Origin of the sequence: Acinetobacter sp. ANC5681 (assembly GCF_023488045.1) — a bacterium.
GTDB lineage: Bacteria > Pseudomonadota > Gammaproteobacteria > Pseudomonadales > Moraxellaceae > Acinetobacter.
On sequence record NZ_JAMFKZ010000003.1, the window covers coordinates 114,988 to 130,060 of the forward strand.

Below are 15,073 nucleotides of genomic sequence, written 5' to 3' on the forward strand. Positions count from 1 at the left end.
GCAAGTGCGAGGTTGATGATTTATTGGGTTCTAGACGTATTTATTGATACAGTCTAAATAAATTTTGTTTCTAAAATCTGTTATAGCTTTTGCTTGATATTCAGGTGATGAGTATCTCGTTTCTGCAAATGCCTGCTTTATAATAATCTGTACATATTTCTTTTGATCCTCTGCTCCCTCAACAGTATCTGCCATCTTTAGAACTTCAATTAATGCAACACCCTTTTGTCTAGCTGTCATTGCGGACGTTGAGAGTGAATCAAGAGACTCACAATATTTTTTCCCAGAAGCCTGATCAACAGGATTCTGATTTTTTGAGCATCCTACCAATACAAACATTAAGCTCATTAAAATAATATTTTTCATAATTCTACCAATTATCATTCTTTTGATTTTGTAGGTCTTGCTTATATGTAGCTATTACCTGTTTAAGACCAGCCTCTACCAATTCCTTATCTTTAGGTACATAAATACCAACCTCAAAACCTTTAGATACAATTCCTGCATTTATTGTTGTTTGTGTTTTCAGTAACAAATCATTAAATGTAACTCTTGCCTTATTATCTTTAGTATCTACTTTTACCGTGAAAAGTACTAAATAATCTTTATGCGCCAAGCAGTTCCATGTTCCTGAACATGGGTATTGCATATTACCCTTGCCAATAATTGTTCCAGTACCAGTATCTTCATATTGAATAACTGCATTTGAGGATTTAAATACCTTAGCCATCCAAATTTTTGATGCATCATAGATTTGTTTTTGAGCCATGTTTGGAAATTCAACAACCTCTGAAACTTCTTTTAAAGGCTCATTAGCAAAAGTACTAGTTAAAGAAAAAGTTAAAAATGTTCCGATTAATATTTTTTTCATAAAAAATCCCCGTTATTTACTACGAGGATATTTTGTTTTAGAGGGAAATGCTAGTTATCGTTAAGAGCTAAATAAATCCGTTAGCTTTATTCCATAAACCGCATTCCATGCATCTTTATGATAAATCTTTACTGTTCCGTAATTAGCGTCTGCAATGTCTTTAATCTTCTTGCCATTAGCGACACACCATTTTTTTAATTCACGCCAGTTATATTTACCACCAACCTTGCTTTCAACAGCTTTAACCGAAGCATAGTTTTTGGATTCACCCAACTGTTCTTTTAACTTTTCTGCTTCTTTAGACTTAACTGAAGCAGTCGCCATAGCTGTTGCAGTTTTCTTGTCACTGATGTGGGCTTTGGTTTCAATGGCAAAGTCACGTTCTTTAGCAATTAGTTCCTTTTGTTCTTCACTTTGAACTAATGCCTTTAGTGCATCCAAGTAATTCTCTGGTAAAGCAACCAGTTTCTTTGATACTTGACTTTCCAACTCCTGCCAACGATCAACTAAACGAGCTGTGAATTCAGGACAAAGTTGAGCGACTACAATAATGCTGTCTCGTTTTCCTTGCTCACCTGTGAATATATAAACTTGGGTTGTACGAGTTCTGCCCATAGCATCTTTAGATTGTTCATCCTCAATTTGAGGTTGGACAATTACTCCAGTATTTACAAGGCTTTCGATAGTACGTTTTACATTGTCATGACGCTTTTCTACAAGTTCAGAGATTTCTAAACTGGTCATAGACTGAATACTAGTGTTTACAAGTGCATTCATGACATCAACCCTCCATTGTCACCCTTTAACCCTTTGTTAGAAGTTAAAATACTTTTGCTAACTTCTTGAAGATTAGATAAAGCAAACATTTGGCGCCCAAGAGCCTCTATCAACCACCCAATATTTTGAATAGTGTCTGAATCAACTTGGTCTGAACTATGCGCGAGAAGCTCTCCAATTGCACTAATACCTAATGGTAGAGGGGTTATTGCGTTATCGACTGCATTATTAATCTTAGAAACTAGATCAACTTCAGCATCTTCCAGCTCCTTTTTATTTATGCTTTTTAAAATAAAATCACTTGGAATCCTAGGTAGTAGGTCTTCAAGGTCTAGAATCTTGTCAGATTCAATCGTAAATGGTATATTCATCTTGTTCATATCTCACTGTTATGACTTCAATCAAGCTCCGATTCCGCCAAGACTCAGGGGCTTTTTTGTTGTCTATTGATTTCATGCTTTCGCACTCTCACTTTTGTTTAAATAAAATTCAACAGCCTTATTAATTAAATAATTCATTGAACGCTCTTCTTTATCCGCATAAGCTTTTAACTTCTCATGCAAATTGGGTTTTACACGTACTCGTACATCTATTGTTTTTGATCGAGTTGTTTTCATTACGCCTCCTAAATCACCCATTGTGGGGGTGTGGGGTTATCATGCCCCTAGTGTGGGGTTATTGTCAACCCCCAATATGGGGGTGATAATTCAGTTAACTATTTTCTCGATTTTTCTATGATGGACTCAGAAAACAACAGCCACGTTATTACAGTTAAGTTACGAGTAAGTCCTGAGTTGAAGCAAAAGATTGCTATATCAGCCAAGGCTTACAATAGATCAATGAATGCCGATATGGTTGCGAGATTAGAGCAAAGCTTTGATAATGAATCGGAATACTCGCCATTGCGATTTTCTGATGAGGAGCTTGCAGAAAAGCTCAATCGCATTGAGAAAATTTTTTCAAATATTGATGTTGATAAATTTGAAGAAGATTACAGCAAATTTTCTAACACAGTAGATTGGGAGAAAGCCAAAAAATTAGAAGAAAAAAGGAAAATTAAGCGTTTAGATGATGTAGATGATATCAGTGTGGATAACGACTGATAATCAACTCACCACATGATAAAACACCCTAACTCCACCTTTCACAGGTTCATACTCAATTAGCTTGAATTGTGGGTTTTCGTTAAAGAACTCCCACATATCCATAACTGGGTTTGAATATTCAGGTTGGGTGAAGTCTTTAATCACAGGTTATTCCTAACTTTTCACTGTAGTAGTCTTTAGAAATTTTAAAGTCATTCATCAACTTATCCTTAGGCTCAGCCTGAGAAAGCTTTTGTAGCGCTGGCAAATACTCATGCTTGTACAATTTCGGATAGTCAGTGCAAAGGACTTTGCGTTGTAATTCTTTATCAGCATGTGGATCATCAAGAATATCTAAGAACTTTCCGATCTTTTTGTCAGATACCTCAAAAGATTTTTCAACAGATTCATTTACTTTTTCAGGTTGCTTTTGGCAACCGACAATCATCGTTGCAAGGCAAATTAATAATATTTTTTTCATGTGTTTGGCTTTTTATACTGTTGATAATAAATACCCTCGGGTGAGGGTATTTATAGTATGGATTTGATCAATATTATCGTTTATAAATTGGCATAAACTGCGCATTTTGATACAAGGTACTTTTATAAGCTGTGTCATAAATAGATCTACAGGCTTCATTAGTAAATCTTGCTCTTACAACAACTTTTGGAACTCTATATTTATGGGCAATATCTGTAATATGTTTATCTGTTAAGTTTTTGTACCCGCCAACAGCTGCTTCCTCTTTCTCTACAATCTCTTTAGTTAACAAAAGTTCGATAGCTCCCCAACCAGCCTCAACTTCTGAAAGCAAAGCTTTATCCTGAGCTAAAAAATCAAAATTTTTGTCATGCAGATTGGTAAGAACTTCAGCTATTCTATCCGTCCCAATGGTTGTGTTTTCTATATTAGAAGAAACTACATGAACTATTTCTTTAAGAATATAGAACCTTTTCCAGCAAAAATTATTAATATCATTTACAAGGATTTGTGTTTTACCATTTTGACCAATCTTAACATAGGACATAATCATATGGTTTATGGCTTGATTAGTAACACTTGCTAAGTTAAATGGAACAATTTCAGCTGGGTAGTTTATTCCCCATTTATTAACCTGAGTTAGAAAATCGTTAGCCATCCACGATTTTCTAACTTTATTATCTTGTACAAATTGATTTGTTCTTTCTAGCGTTAGCTTTCTTGCCCAAAAAATAGAATCCATGTCTAAAATATGATTCCTTTACATTAAGCAGAATATTCAATATTGAATAATTCAAAGTCTGACACCTGACTAGTCAAACCTTCTAATTGCATTTGTTCGATTGCTAAAAATTGACGTTGAATCTCTTCAACAGAATCATAGCCTTTAATACAAAATTTAATATCAACCAACCCTTGTTCGCCCATCTTTTCACAATGCGCTGCAAACTGTTGTTTAACTTGATCATCAGATAGAGAGAGTATTTCTCTTACTTTTTGGCTCATATTCTACCCCACGAATATTTTATGACACAAAAATACCCTCTTATCATGGATAACAGGGTTATTACTTCGGTAATATACGTCGGTCTAAGCATCACGTCAATAGCCGAGTTTGATGATCGTGTCAATACTTTGTAGTCTTATGTGTGTAAGTTTTAGCATTTGTATGCGCATTACACGCCACTAATTGTCGTCGGTATAGCCAACTCAATAGTCGTAAAGCTTCAGAGATAGCCGAATATTCCATCGTACTACCTCCCAACCATACTCATCAGATAATCTTCAACACCAATCTGTACAGGTTTAGGCTTTTGCTCATGTGGCATGAAGTCAAAAGGTGAGAATGCTTTAGCACCTTTGCCTTTGTTTGAGTTCGCGTAGAAAGATAAAATATTGCCCACAGCCTGTTCTACTCTGCGCCCAATATTTAGAGAGCCGTATTTAGATCTATAGGCAGCCCAAATAGACATTTCAGAAACACTTATTTTTTGCTCTGCTTCTTCGATGGTGTTGCCACCGATTCCGTTGAGGACGAGTTCACAGAGGAGTTCGTTTCTTCCGAGTTCTTCTTCACTAACTTTCCCATGAAGTTGTTCACATCATCAGCAATTTTGTAGAGAGCATTAATGAAGCTTGGATCTGAATCATAAACGTCTTGAATTGAAGAAAAGAAAGGGGTTCCCTTACTATCTTCGCAAATCGTTCCTAAAATCTGTGATGCTTGCAGATGGTCAGAATCAACTGATTTTACTTTTGATTTTTCAATGTCCTGAACATCAAAATCCCATTCAATCGCTTTTGATGCTTCACGACTTGCTTTAAAGCTCATACGTTTTACAAAGACTTGACCTTCAAGCTCTACAACATCACCAATAGTCAATTTTGGGTTTTCAGAGACAGCTTTTAACTGTTCTATATTTTCTTGGGTAACTTCTACAGACCACTTAACATCACGCTCAACTGGCGCACCAGCCTTAGTAATATTTTTCGCCTTCTTAAAATCTACTTTAGCCATTTTAATTCTCAAAAGTAAAAGCCCCTTTCGGGGCTAGATATTAGGTTTTAGGGGTGAATGCAACTGTTGTTTCACGCTCTAAAGTTACTGTGTAACCCACTAAAGCATCTGCTTCAAAAGATGGAACTGGTGTAGAGATACCGCCTTTAAAAGACCACCATGAACGTGTAGCAGGCAATGTAACTACTCCACCTGTTGCTGTTGGTGCTGCTGTACCCTCAGATGAACCTAGATAGAACTCTAAGCCATCTTTTTTAGTTTCTGCCCAATCAATCATTTGCAGATGTGATTCATTTTCGGTGTCTAAATTGAAACCTAAAGAACCTTGAGCTGGATCAGCCAAGCCAGTGAGATAAGATTTGCTTTGTGTTTCGTCTAAGCATGTCTTTTCAATTCGAGTGGTTGAATCACCTCCTAGGTCAATTGCAGTTAGACATGCAAGTTGTGTAATGGTTGTTCCGTCGAATGCGTAAACATTCGTACCTTGTACGCGGACTTCTGCCATGAGTAGCTACTCCTCTTATTTTTGGCATAAAAAAAGCACCCGATTGGGTGCGTTGGTTGTGATTTAATTGAATTAATCGTCTTTAAAATCTAATTTGTGCTGCGCTTGTTTGACTAAGCCATCCAATTCTCGAATCATTGCTGGTTTTGTTTGTTTGCCATTAACACTTAAAAAGCGACCACATGCTGATAAGGCATTTGTCATTTGTTCTATTTCAAGCCAAAGCTTGGCAATTTGTACTTGCAAGCCGCTTTGCATCTGACGAGCTAATTCCTCTTGCTCAATATAGTATTTTCGTATCTCATGACCTCTCCCATTGCGCTCCATCATTCCTAGATGCTTAGTCATATCTACAGAAATAATGTATTCAATTAGGGTAGCGTTATTGGCTTCCATTTTTTGGTGGAGGCGAACGTAATCAAAACCCTCTTCAAATCCACACTGGGAGATTCTGCGCTTAATCCATGTTGAAAAGTCCTGCTTGCTCTCTAGCATTTTGTGCAGGTCACGGGCATTTACACCCAACTGGACTTTTCCATTTAATTCAACTTCGACGAATGGAGTTTGGTTTTCAATTTTTATAATTGCATTCATTGATCTGCTCCGACTACTCATTAAAAAAAGAAACACTGGCAAGAAGATGCAATGAATAGTCGAAACGACCATCTTCCTTTCGGGGATCAGCCTAGCCAGTGGTTGCCTTTTTACAGGCATAAAAAAACCTGCCATTGCTGACAGGTTCGGTTAAAAGTGGAACAGGTTGGTTGTGTGTTTTATCGAGTCAAAAACCAATTAGCATCAAATCCACGGCTAAATAGCTTTGTTTCGGTTTCATATCCGCTGATTCGTGGATTTAATATATAGCTTTGGTTTTCTAGAGCTTTTCGGATTGCTTCACGACCTTCATAAGCACGTTTTTGATTAGTGTCATAGACCATAACTTGGTACATGATGTGATCGGTCTTTGCAGGGCAATCAAGGCTATTTTCAGCATTGCCGCCGACCTCTTGCCATACTGCATATGGTGTTGATGTTCCTATAGGCGCAATGTCTTCATAGATGCGAAGGTTGTCACCAAAGATGGCTTTGACTGCTGCATCAGCATTTAATGTTTTGAATATAGGTAGAAACATCATAGGTTCACCAATTCCTTATCTAGTTCAGCATTAAATACTTCTGAGAACTTGTTTGTGACTTGCTGAATGTTGCTTTCCAGTGCAGGACGCATGAATGGAACAGCGGGAACGCCTGATCTTCCGTACTCGACCCATCTCCAATGGCGAGTATCACCACCGCTTGTTGGCTTTGGATTGGGATTTGAAAAAGATGCTCCACCGTCTACACCAACACGCATTTTTATTTCATTCGGATTGCGTGTTTTGCCAGCTGAAACTTTAATGTTTTTGAAGATCTTCTCGCTTGTTTCAGGGTCATCAATAGCTTTTGCATTGTTACGAGCGGCATCACGCACAATATTCATTGCTTGTCGTGCGGCTTTTCGAGCAATACTTTTTGTCTTGCGTGGATCGGCAAGTCTTTGAAGTCGGTTTACAACATCATCAAGACCTGTAATCTCAACTTCTACTCCTGCCATAAATACCTCTACTTTGGTTTTTCAAGACCTTGCCCAAGTAAGAAAGTGCAATAAATATTGCCTGTTTCATTATCATCAAGGGCTTGGCTTTGGATTGAGAACATACGACCCTTCCAAATGACTTGCATCGTCGTGTTGATGTCTTCTCGATAGCGGATTTTCATACGAGCAACCACTTGGGATTGATCAGTTTGTGCCGAAATTAAATCCTTTGCTGACAATGGAGATATTTTGGCCCAAAGTTGTTTGTATTCCTGCCAAGAGCCTTCGACTTCAAAACCATCTTCATCTCGACCACCAGCGACATAATGCTGGATGGTGATGCGGTGTCGTAATTCACCTGCGTTCTGTCCCATGACAACTACCTCAATATAGTTCCATCATTGGAGATTTAATTATTACTGTGCGAATGCGCCATATACCATCTTCACCATATTGCCAAACTTGGTCACCTTTAATTGCATAGTAGATAAACTTGTCAATGTAATGAAAATGCGTAGCTCCTTTTGGCTTTCTTTTACTTGCTCTAACTTTCAAATCAACCATAAATACCTCACACAGCGGTTGGAGTTCGATAAGGGAATAGAAGTGCTTGAACAGGTTGCGGCATGAAATTACCATTCACAGGTGCGTCAGATTCAGCGTTACGGTGCTTGTCGTAATATCCGACATAAACAAGCACTGCTAAGCGAAATTCTTCAGGATATGGCAATTCATGATGCGCTTCGTCTGTATAGCGTAAAACGGCTGATTCAGCCGCTTTTCTATAGATTTCCAAGCTAGTGTCATTGGAATCATCGTCATAACGAAGGTGCTCTTTGACTTCTTCAAGAGTAACTATGCTCATTCTGCCCACTCCTTCGCACATAACTTAAAGTTCTTATGATCAAACTCGCCCAAATGATCGTTTTCAACATGCCACAATGAGCCATTTTTAGTGATGAACTGACCTTTCTCATACTTAACATCATCCTTAAATACACCCTTATAGAGCGATTTAAGAGAGTTATCAGCCTGACTTGAAGTAGATTCAGACTTACCAAATGGATCTTCTTTAGAATCACGTTTGGCTAGAGCCTCAAGCGAGTAGTTTTGCTGCTGCATGTAGACGGTATCGCCACCATTCAGAGGCAATTTACCAACTTTGGCCCGTCCTTCATTCGGTGTAAGCAATGAACCCTTAACATCTTCACGCACCATGGTGTGGAAACGTTCTGAATCCATACGGATAAGCATGTCGATGTCTAAGTAGCATTCAACTTTATAAGTTGGCAGGTCTAACCCTTCATCAATTAAATTCTCTCGCGCTTCAATCATGGCTTGTAAGCAATCAGAGTAATAAATTCCGTTCGCTTGCTCTGAATCGTTTGGGATGGTGCCAATTCCAATCTTGAAAGGCGGTACATTGAATACGCTACATACAACACGGCCAGACATTTCAAGAAGCTCAAGCATTTGTGAATCAGCAGCGCTCATACCTAATGCGGTATAAGTCATACCATCGCCAATAACTGCTGTCTTACCAAAGTTTGCACCTGAATAGTTTGTATTCCAGCGTGCTTGAATTTCTTCTGCCTTCTCTTTAGTTATTGACCCAGGAGCAACCAAGATTCCACCTGGTCGACTTCCATTTCCAAAGAAGTTGGCTGCGTTTTTAATGATCTTTACACCCATTCCAGCAGCAACACCACACGCCATGATTGGTGATAAACCAACTAAAGGATGGTAAAAAGCATTAATGCGGTCATGGATGATTTCAGACGCAGGAACAATCACAGATTCAGTTTGTGTTAAGCGGTCAGTATTAAGCTGATAAAACACATTGCCGTTCTCAGCAACAAGTGGCGTAACCAGATCAGGGTTAAGCACTACCATTCGGTAGACCTCACCAAAGACATCTCGAAGTTTCCACACGTAAGTGTTGCCACGCAGCAACAGGCCTGAAGTCCACTGCTCTTGGAACTGTTGCCAAGTTTGATAATTGTTCGGTTTCTTTAAAACTCGCAATTTATCGGGGGTATCTACATTAACTAACACCCCTTTTTCTTTGCGCTTCAATAGAATTGGTAGTTTACCAATGTCTTTAGAGATAAGGCTTACACAAGCAAACACAGCATAAGAAGCTACAAGGTCATCCCTAGTTAATTCATCGTTTTTCTGCCAAGCACCTGAGTATGGCTCTTGCACAAATAGGCTATTCCAAGTCTGCCCAGCATTATGGACACTTTGAAAGCTCTTTTTACCTCTAAACCAGTCAAAAATGCCCATTTCTACCGCCTTATTCGTTGGTTTTTACATCTTTTTTAGGTTTAGTTGCGGCCTTTTTCGGTTCTTCATAAGGCTTCGCAACACCCGTTTTAATCAAGATATTTGCTTCAAAATTGGTTACTTCAAGCACATCACCAACATTGGCATTGTGCATAACCTTTAAATATTCAATTTTCATAGCTGTTCCCATAGCTCAACAGTGAGTTTTCATTGTTCAGATATGAAAACAGCTCCAATTAAGGAGCTGTTTTTGACCTAAATTAAATTAGGTGTATTGGATAAAACTAGCAGCAATAGGACGACGTTTTGCCCAAGTGATGAATTTCTCAACACGTACAGCAAATTTGTTTTCTTGCCATAAGTGGTGAGTGGTTGCGCCATCAACAAGAGTCGCTTGATCACTGTAAGAAACATCCACACCACCATCTTGAGCAAGCAGAATTTCGCTTGTTTTCACAAGGATGATCTTGTTGCCTACTGCCTGCGATGTGATGACTGGGATACCCATTAATGTACGGGTGCCGCGAAGTGCCATGCCAGCGAAATAACTATTGCCTAGCGCATCGCGTAGCAAGCTAATTTGTGCAGCGCGTGTTTCGGACATTAAGAAGTAGGCACCATCAAGCGATAAATTTGCTGCAACAAACGTATTGATCAAAGTAAGTAGATCGGTTTCGTACGCTGCTGCGGTTGTACCTGTGCTCGGGGTTGCTGTCACCACATTTAAAACACCTGCTGGGCGTGTAGTTGATGCAGCCGCCGCATCAAGGAAAGTATTATCAATAAGCGTTTTTGATGCTTCGATAAGATCATCACGCACCAAAACGTCTACCGCTGGATCAGAACGTCGCATTAATTCCTGCGTATAAACAGTAATCGCTGCGAGCTTGTGTTCTTTAATTTCCACTTCGCCATAGGTCGGATTGGTTAATGGTTTGGCTGCACCTTCACCCACCCAAGCAGCAGTGCCACCTGTTAATTGGCTTGGGATTTTTGAGTTAAACGGTACCGCACGGAATCCATTCAATTGTTCAAATACCGTTGCTGCACGAAGCATTTCAACGAATTCACCGACCAAGCGGTTTTCTTGCACTAATGCAGATGCAAAACCAACGTCAGTTGTGGTTCCTAGTGTGGCTTTTGTAACTAAGTCCTGAACCTCATCACCAAAGCCCATTTGTTTAGCCATGTCTACTGGTGAAATGAAGTTGCCATTTTTAGCAGCCAATTGTGAGCATAGCTTTGCACGTGCGTACTGTGCAAAACCAATACCTTTAGCTAGTTTTACCACTTCAATTTTTGACTGCTTGTCTTCTGGATTAGGGTTACCTTCAGCAGACTTCTTAGCTTGTTTAGGGTCTTCACCAGCAACAGGAGTTGCAGTTTTAGCTGCCTCAGCAGCAGCGGCAATTTGCTTTTTAACACGCTCAATGTTCTTTTCGATTGCAGCAATATCGGCTTCTACAGCTTGAATTGCCTTTTCAGTCTCTTCATCAGGTGTTTGACCAGCATCCAAAGATTTAGTCATATGACCTTCTAATTCTTTGTTTTTCGCTGCAAGTGCATCAAGAAGCTGTTTTAAATATTTATTCATAGAGATACTCCACCCTTTGTTGGGCTATTAAGTTTTACGATTACGTGTTTTTTCTCAGATGAATCGCCACCTGGAACGTTCTGAGGTTTTTTGCCCAACGCGGCTTTGTGTTCCTCAAATGCTTTTTTGAAATCTGTTCCGCTGTCACGGTTATCAGGGATTGTTACAAGGGAGAGTTCGTACCATTCCCACTCGGCAAACTGAATGCCGCCACCCTTAATCATTTCTGCTTGATCCCAATTCGGAATAAAACCAACTGACAAACCTTTTACTAGGTCGTACTTAAGAGACTGATAAGCTTCATTGACTCGCTCTTTTAAGCGACCATCTTCTTTGATCTCTGGAATATGTAGCGTTACCTCAATTCCCTTTTCTGTGACCTTTGCTTCGGTTACATGACCAATTGGCTGACGCATGTCATGATGAAATAACAACGGCATTGGCAGTTGAAACTTCGCGCCTTTCGGAATCATGATGTCTTTTGAACGATCTTGATTAGGTGTACTAGCCACCCCTGTAAATGTTCGCTTTTCTTCATCAACGGCTTTGATTTCGAACGAGCCGAATGATTTGTGCAGAGCAGTCATAGCCCCTCCAAAATGCAAAAACCGCCAATTAAGGCGGTCATTAGTTGAATTTAATTAAACGAAAAAGACGTTGTATTCTGCTTGCCTAATTTCCTCGAAATTAGACACACCACAAGCCATAGCCAATGCTACGATTGGATCAATGCGGTTTGTTGCTTTGGATTTATCTAGCTTCCTACCCCCAGCAGGGTCCTTAACCACTACCGCATTTGCTGCTGCAAGTTCCAGAACTGGGTTATCGCTATGGATAATTCGTGCATTGAGAAGCTCAGCCTCTAATGTATCCAAAGCTGGGGACATATCTTTAAAACCTTGCCCAAAAGGAACTAGTGGTAATTCCAAGCCAATCAAGTCGCATTCCTTTTTGAATACATCGATACGCCATCTATCAAAAGCAATTGCATGAAGTATTTTTAAATCAGATGCAATTTCGCCAATCATTTGAGCAACAAAACCATAATCCACTGTTGCACCAGGAGTTGTGAACATGTGACCTTGTTTAACAAATAAGTCGTATGGCACTCTGTCGCGCTTAGATCGGTCATCAAGTCCAATACTTGGTGTCCAAATATACGGATAAACATGAAGCTTGTTGTCTTTTTTCCCTAAAAATACGCATGCTGTTAAGTCTGTTCGAGCTGATAAATCCAGTCCTGCCCATACTTCATCACACTCATAAATTGGCGGCAATTCACCAAGGCAAGTATCCCAAGTCTGTTTTGCAATAAACGGTGAAACAGTAGAAACACGCTGATTCAAGTTTAGGTTCCTGAAAGTGTTTTCAGCACTCGGCATCCGACTAGCCTTTTCTGCTAACTTCTGCATATCAGGCTCCGATCTAAACTTGCCCAATGCTGGATTGGATAGCTTCCATGAGTTCTTATCTAAAATATCGCTATCCATTGGTGTGGTGTATAGGTGACACACTGTTTTTGGGTCTTCGCCTTTTAAAGCGTCATCAATCCAGATGCTTAATAGGTCTGCATCAGTAGCAGCCTGCGTACTAATCACCATCAAGAGTGGCGCTTCGTGTGCACCCTGTGCTGTTACCACTGCGTCCACAAACTCATCTTGCGGCCCTTTTACCTGACCTGTCTCATCAAGTATCGCCAGAATAGGTGATAAACCATGGGTCGTCTTTCCCTCAGCAGATAAGGCTCTAAACTCAACGTTTTTCGCTAATCCTATTAGAGTTTTTGTCGATGGGATGATATGAACTAGGTCTTGAAGTTCCTCATTCAAGTTGATCATCTTTACAGCCAGTTTAAATACAATGGCAGCCTGATCCCTTGATAATGCACCACTAACAATCTGGCTGTTTTGCTTTGCTTCTGGGCCAATCAAGTGAGCTAAAAGGATGCCCGCGATTAAAGCGGTCTTTCCATTCTTTCGTGCGATACTCAGAATTGCTGTATGTGTTCCATGCGGATTGTCATAAACATCTAAGATGAACTTTTTCTGGAAGTCCTCAAGAATAATTGGCTGCCCAACATGTGCTCCTTCTGGAGCCTTGCAATATCTTTCAATAAATGCGATTACTCGCTCACCACGTGTCATAACTCACCTATAAGACGATAGGTAATAAAAAAGCACCCGAAGGTGCTTATGCAATTAGTTGAATCTGGTCAGATTGATTTATTTCTTCTAGCAACTTGTAAACTTCTTTTGGTATTTCAGTGAAACATTCTGTTTGCCCACCAAATCCTATCTTAGGTTGATAAGGATACCTGACTAACAACTGGTGAATTCTTTTCTCTAGGTCCCATATATAACCTGCTTCACCACTGATGAGTGATAGTTCCTCAAAAAAATAAGGCATCAATGTTTTGTTCTTAAAACGATTTTTTAAACTTTGATGTGTTATCCCAACTTTATAAAAAATCTCAGATGCTTTTGAGCACTTGATTACATACAAACTTGCTTGGCATACACCCTTTGTTTCCAAGAATTCAATGTAATCACCTCTTGACCAGCCTCTGGTATTTTCTGCACCACATGTTGGGCATCCCTGCATAGAATTTATGTGGTCAGCAGGAGCTTGCCAGAATTCGCCATGTAATTTACAAGAAATAGCGAGTTTTGTTTTTGAATTAATATAGACAGCATTATCATATGAGTATTCGTTTTTATGAGTTTGTGCTGCCTTTAAAATAAACTTCTCCAAGCTACCCTTATGAGCTAATCCTTTATCAGCACACAATGGGCAACCTTGTTTTCTATTCAAATGGCAGTATGGTGTTTGCTCAAACACACCATGTTTAGAACATGTAATACTCACCTTGGTATCTACATTAACCAAGTCAACAGATGAGTAATTGTATTTAGTACCATGTATTTCAAAAGCTTTGACTTTAAATTCTTCTAAAGTGAGCTTCCGCTCATTTGTTCTTTTTTCAATTGAACATTTTTGACAGTTGCTTTCTTGAAATAAATGAACCAATGGTGACATCTCAAAACAGCCATGTACTTTGCATTGAATTATCACAGGTGTTTTAAGGTTTTTATAGTTTACCAATGAGTAATCATAACGGTCGCCATGAATAGTTCTGGCTCTTTCCTTAAAGGATCCTGTAGTCAATCTCTTGGTAGATTTCTTTTTTATTTGCATAGCGTCAGCTATGTCTTTAAAATTAAATTCAGTCATCATGTTACTCGAATTAACAGATTGATTAGAAAAGCTTAGTTGTTTCCAGCAACTAGGCTTTTTGCTTGATTATTATACCAAATTTAGCTTGGTCTGGCTAATAAATCATCTGATCCCTTTGTCTTTTCTGCTGTATGTCTTCCTTTTGCAGCGGCTGAATTTTTACCTCTTTGTTTATCTGAATCCCCAACCGTTGCCACAGCATGCACCTGGATATGTTTTGACAGTGCAATTGATCTTCTGCTGAGTGTTTCCAGTAGTGAATGCTTAGGATTGAGGACAACCGTTCCTCGATCATTCGTCAGCGTGTCACCTTCAATCAAAATCTCTTGCTGAATTCGCTCAATGTCTGCCTGACAACGAGCTAAGTTTGCTGCATGTTGCAGGTCTACCGTATTCCAACTTTCCTTTACGCGCGCGCGCACGAGAGCATACCAAAATGGCATATCAATATCTCTCAATTGCACATGCTCTGGTGGAGCAATATCAAGATCATCAACTAATTGTGTTTTGACGTGAGTGCTGTCAGATCGTTTTCTTCCTGCCATGTGTTTTAGCCCTTAAAATCCCAATAGAATTAAAATGTGATTTCGTGGGCGGTCTCAAAATAAAATAATTTTTAAATTTTTCCCTCCCCCCTACCTCATTGA

Annotated in this window: 25 protein-coding genes; 1 reads left to right on the forward strand and 24 read right to left on the reverse strand. The window is 39.3% G+C overall.

What is annotated here, in order from left to right; translation table 11 throughout:
* Positions 1-30: 30 nt before the first annotated feature.
* From M5121_RS03125 to M5121_RS03145, 5 genes are all read right to left on the reverse strand, one after another.
* Positions 31-366, reverse strand: a complete 336-nt coding sequence (locus tag M5121_RS03125; RefSeq protein ID WP_249570299.1) for a hypothetical protein — start codon at positions 364-366, stop codon at positions 31-33.
* A gap of 4 nt (positions 367-370) precedes the next feature.
* Positions 371-871 carry a DUF4468 domain-containing protein gene (locus tag M5121_RS03130; RefSeq protein WP_249570300.1) on the reverse strand — a complete coding sequence of 167 codons (501 nt, stop codon included), beginning with the start codon at positions 869-871 and terminating at the stop codon, positions 371-373.
* A gap of 60 nt (positions 872-931) precedes the next feature.
* Positions 932-1,648, reverse strand: coding sequence for a Rha family transcriptional regulator (locus tag M5121_RS03135; RefSeq protein ID WP_249570301.1), 717 nt, complete (start codon positions 1,646-1,648; stop codon positions 932-934).
* Positions 1,645-2,019, reverse strand: a complete 375-nt coding sequence (locus tag M5121_RS03140; RefSeq protein WP_249570302.1) for a hypothetical protein — start codon at positions 2,017-2,019, stop codon at positions 1,645-1,647. Before M5121_RS03140 ends, M5121_RS03135 begins: the two co-directional genes overlap by 4 nt.
* A gap of 81 nt (positions 2,020-2,100) precedes the next feature.
* A complete protein-coding gene (locus tag M5121_RS03145) occupies positions 2,101-2,265 on the reverse strand; it encodes a toxin-antitoxin system HicB family antitoxin (RefSeq protein ID WP_249570303.1) in 165 nt (54 codons plus the stop codon).
* A 117-nt stretch (positions 2,266-2,382) separates the two neighbouring features.
* Here M5121_RS03145 and M5121_RS03150 point away from each other — a divergent pair, with 117 nt between their 5' ends.
* Entirely contained in the window at positions 2,383-2,751 is a 369-nt protein-coding gene (locus tag M5121_RS03150) for an Arc family DNA-binding protein (protein WP_249570304.1), read from the forward strand.
* Between the two features lie 139 nt (positions 2,752-2,890).
* Here M5121_RS03150 and M5121_RS03155 read toward each other — a convergent pair whose 3' ends face one another.
* From M5121_RS03155 to M5121_RS03245, 19 genes are all read right to left on the reverse strand, one after another.
* Positions 2,891-3,214 carry a hypothetical protein gene (locus M5121_RS03155; protein WP_249570305.1) on the reverse strand — a complete coding sequence of 108 codons (324 nt, stop codon included), beginning with the start codon at positions 3,212-3,214 and terminating at the stop codon, positions 2,891-2,893.
* Positions 3,215-3,287: 73 nt separating this feature from the next.
* The gene (locus tag M5121_RS03160; protein ID WP_249570306.1) at positions 3,288-3,956 is read right to left on the reverse strand and encodes an ImmA/IrrE family metallo-endopeptidase; all 669 of its coding nucleotides are present in this window, start codon (positions 3,954-3,956) and stop codon (positions 3,288-3,290) included.
* 23 nt (positions 3,957-3,979) lie between these two features.
* Positions 3,980-4,219, reverse strand: coding sequence for a hypothetical protein (locus M5121_RS03165; protein WP_249570307.1), 240 nt, complete (start codon positions 4,217-4,219; stop codon positions 3,980-3,982).
* A gap of 248 nt (positions 4,220-4,467) precedes the next feature.
* Entirely contained in the window at positions 4,468-4,686 is a 219-nt protein-coding gene (locus tag M5121_RS03170; protein WP_249570308.1) for a hypothetical protein, read from the reverse strand.
* A gap of 11 nt (positions 4,687-4,697) precedes the next feature.
* Entirely contained in the window at positions 4,698-5,231 is a 534-nt protein-coding gene (locus tag M5121_RS03175) for a phage tail assembly chaperone family protein, TAC (protein ID WP_249570309.1), read from the reverse strand.
* A 40-nt stretch (positions 5,232-5,271) separates the two neighbouring features.
* Positions 5,272-5,736 (reverse strand): phage tail tube protein, encoded by a 465-nt coding sequence (locus M5121_RS03180; protein WP_249570310.1) that lies wholly within the window; start codon positions 5,734-5,736, stop codon positions 5,272-5,274.
* A gap of 72 nt (positions 5,737-5,808) precedes the next feature.
* A complete protein-coding gene (locus tag M5121_RS03185; RefSeq protein WP_249570311.1) occupies positions 5,809-6,330 on the reverse strand; it encodes an antA/AntB antirepressor family protein in 522 nt (173 codons plus the stop codon).
* Positions 6,331-6,509: 179 nt separating this feature from the next.
* Positions 6,510-6,872 carry a DUF3168 domain-containing protein gene (locus tag M5121_RS03190; protein ID WP_249570312.1) on the reverse strand — a complete coding sequence of 121 codons (363 nt, stop codon included), beginning with the start codon at positions 6,870-6,872 and terminating at the stop codon, positions 6,510-6,512.
* Positions 6,869-7,330, reverse strand: coding sequence for an HK97-gp10 family putative phage morphogenesis protein (locus M5121_RS03195; RefSeq protein ID WP_249570313.1), 462 nt, complete (start codon positions 7,328-7,330; stop codon positions 6,869-6,871). Before M5121_RS03195 ends, M5121_RS03190 begins: the two co-directional genes overlap by 4 nt.
* Positions 7,331-7,338: 8 nt before the next feature.
* Positions 7,339-7,686: a phage head closure protein gene (locus M5121_RS03200; protein WP_249570314.1), complete on the reverse strand. Its 348-nt coding sequence runs from the start codon at positions 7,684-7,686 to the stop codon at positions 7,339-7,341.
* 10 nt (positions 7,687-7,696) lie between these two features.
* Positions 7,697-7,876 (reverse strand): hypothetical protein, encoded by a 180-nt coding sequence (locus tag M5121_RS03205; protein WP_249570315.1) that lies wholly within the window; start codon positions 7,874-7,876, stop codon positions 7,697-7,699.
* A gap of 7 nt (positions 7,877-7,883) precedes the next feature.
* The gene (locus tag M5121_RS03210; protein WP_249570316.1) at positions 7,884-8,177 is read right to left on the reverse strand and encodes a head-tail connector protein; all 294 of its coding nucleotides are present in this window, start codon (positions 8,175-8,177) and stop codon (positions 7,884-7,886) included.
* On the reverse strand, positions 8,174-9,598 hold the full coding sequence (locus tag M5121_RS03215) for a phage portal protein (RefSeq protein ID WP_249570317.1): 1,425 nt from the start codon (positions 9,596-9,598) through the stop codon (positions 8,174-8,176). The genes M5121_RS03210 and M5121_RS03215 overlap by 4 nt, the downstream gene beginning before the upstream one ends.
* Positions 9,599-9,608: 10 nt before the next feature.
* Positions 9,609-9,776, reverse strand: coding sequence for a hypothetical protein (locus tag M5121_RS03220; RefSeq protein ID WP_249570318.1), 168 nt, complete (start codon positions 9,774-9,776; stop codon positions 9,609-9,611).
* Between the two features lie 87 nt (positions 9,777-9,863).
* Positions 9,864-11,192 carry a phage major capsid protein gene (locus M5121_RS03225; RefSeq protein WP_249570319.1) on the reverse strand — a complete coding sequence of 443 codons (1,329 nt, stop codon included), beginning with the start codon at positions 11,190-11,192 and terminating at the stop codon, positions 9,864-9,866.
* A complete protein-coding gene (locus M5121_RS03230) occupies positions 11,189-11,779 on the reverse strand; it encodes an HK97 family phage prohead protease (RefSeq protein ID WP_249570320.1) in 591 nt (196 codons plus the stop codon). Before M5121_RS03230 ends, M5121_RS03225 begins: the two co-directional genes overlap by 4 nt.
* 54 nt (positions 11,780-11,833) lie before the next feature.
* Entirely contained in the window at positions 11,834-13,336 is a 1,503-nt protein-coding gene (locus M5121_RS03235; protein WP_249570321.1) for a terminase large subunit, read from the reverse strand.
* A gap of 46 nt (positions 13,337-13,382) precedes the next feature.
* Positions 13,383-14,426 carry a DUF723 domain-containing protein gene (locus M5121_RS03240; protein ID WP_249570322.1) on the reverse strand — a complete coding sequence of 348 codons (1,044 nt, stop codon included), beginning with the start codon at positions 14,424-14,426 and terminating at the stop codon, positions 13,383-13,385.
* An 80-nt stretch (positions 14,427-14,506) separates the two neighbouring features.
* Positions 14,507-14,971, reverse strand: a complete 465-nt coding sequence (locus M5121_RS03245) for a phage terminase small subunit, hendrixvirinae-type (RefSeq protein WP_249570323.1) — start codon at positions 14,969-14,971, stop codon at positions 14,507-14,509.
* Between the last annotated feature and the right edge of the window lie 102 nt (positions 14,972-15,073).

Coding starts and splice junctions, on each gene's coding strand:
- M5121_RS03160 (WP_249570306.1), bottom strand. CDS start 3,956: ATGGATTCTATTTTTTGGGCAAGAAAGCTAACGCTAGAAAGAACAAAT.
- M5121_RS03195 (WP_249570313.1), bottom strand. CDS start 7,330: ATGGCAGGAGTAGAAGTTGAGATTACAGGTCTTGATGATGTTGTAAAC.
- M5121_RS03200 (WP_249570314.1), bottom strand. CDS start 7,686: ATGGGACAGAACGCAGGTGAATTACGACACCGCATCACCATCCAGCAT.
- M5121_RS03240 (WP_249570322.1), bottom strand. CDS start 14,426: ATGATGACTGAATTTAATTTTAAAGACATAGCTGACGCTATGCAAATA.
- M5121_RS03190 (WP_249570312.1), bottom strand. CDS start 6,872: ATGATGTTTCTACCTATATTCAAAACATTAAATGCTGATGCAGCAGTC.
- M5121_RS03155 (WP_249570305.1), bottom strand. CDS start 3,214: ATGAAAAAAATATTATTAATTTGCCTTGCAACGATGATTGTCGGTTGC.
- M5121_RS03140 (WP_249570302.1), bottom strand. CDS start 2,019: ATGAATATACCATTTACGATTGAATCTGACAAGATTCTAGACCTTGAA.
- M5121_RS03145 (WP_249570303.1), bottom strand. CDS start 2,265: ATGAAAACAACTCGATCAAAAACAATAGATGTACGAGTACGTGTAAAA.
- M5121_RS03245 (WP_249570323.1), bottom strand. CDS start 14,971: ATGGCAGGAAGAAAACGATCTGACAGCACTCACGTCAAAACACAATTA.
- M5121_RS03185 (WP_249570311.1), bottom strand. CDS start 6,330: ATGAATGCAATTATAAAAATTGAAAACCAAACTCCATTCGTCGAAGTT.
- M5121_RS03235 (WP_249570321.1), bottom strand. CDS start 13,336: ATGACACGTGGTGAGCGAGTAATCGCATTTATTGAAAGATATTGCAAG.
- M5121_RS03170 (WP_249570308.1), bottom strand. CDS start 4,686: ATGTCTATTTGGGCTGCCTATAGATCTAAATACGGCTCTCTAAATATT.
- M5121_RS03135 (WP_249570301.1), bottom strand. CDS start 1,648: ATGAATGCACTTGTAAACACTAGTATTCAGTCTATGACCAGTTTAGAA.
- M5121_RS03225 (WP_249570319.1), bottom strand. CDS start 11,192: ATGAATAAATATTTAAAACAGCTTCTTGATGCACTTGCAGCGAAAAAC.
- M5121_RS03180 (WP_249570310.1), bottom strand. CDS start 5,736: ATGGCAGAAGTCCGCGTACAAGGTACGAATGTTTACGCATTCGACGGA.
- M5121_RS03130 (WP_249570300.1), bottom strand. CDS start 871: ATGAAAAAAATATTAATCGGAACATTTTTAACTTTTTCTTTAACTAGT.
- M5121_RS03215 (WP_249570317.1), bottom strand. CDS start 9,598: ATGGGCATTTTTGACTGGTTTAGAGGTAAAAAGAGCTTTCAAAGTGTC.
- M5121_RS03125 (WP_249570299.1), bottom strand. CDS start 366: ATGAAAAATATTATTTTAATGAGCTTAATGTTTGTATTGGTAGGATGC.
- M5121_RS03150 (WP_249570304.1), top strand. CDS start 2,383: ATGATGGACTCAGAAAACAACAGCCACGTTATTACAGTTAAGTTACGA.
- M5121_RS03165 (WP_249570307.1), bottom strand. CDS start 4,219: ATGAGCCAAAAAGTAAGAGAAATACTCTCTCTATCTGATGATCAAGTT.
- M5121_RS03205 (WP_249570315.1), bottom strand. CDS start 7,876: ATGGTTGATTTGAAAGTTAGAGCAAGTAAAAGAAAGCCAAAAGGAGCT.
- M5121_RS03210 (WP_249570316.1), bottom strand. CDS start 8,177: ATGAGCATAGTTACTCTTGAAGAAGTCAAAGAGCACCTTCGTTATGAC.
- M5121_RS03220 (WP_249570318.1), bottom strand. CDS start 9,776: ATGAAAATTGAATATTTAAAGGTTATGCACAATGCCAATGTTGGTGAT.
- M5121_RS03175 (WP_249570309.1), bottom strand. CDS start 5,231: ATGGCTAAAGTAGATTTTAAGAAGGCGAAAAATATTACTAAGGCTGGT.
- M5121_RS03230 (WP_249570320.1), bottom strand. CDS start 11,779: ATGACTGCTCTGCACAAATCATTCGGCTCGTTCGAAATCAAAGCCGTT.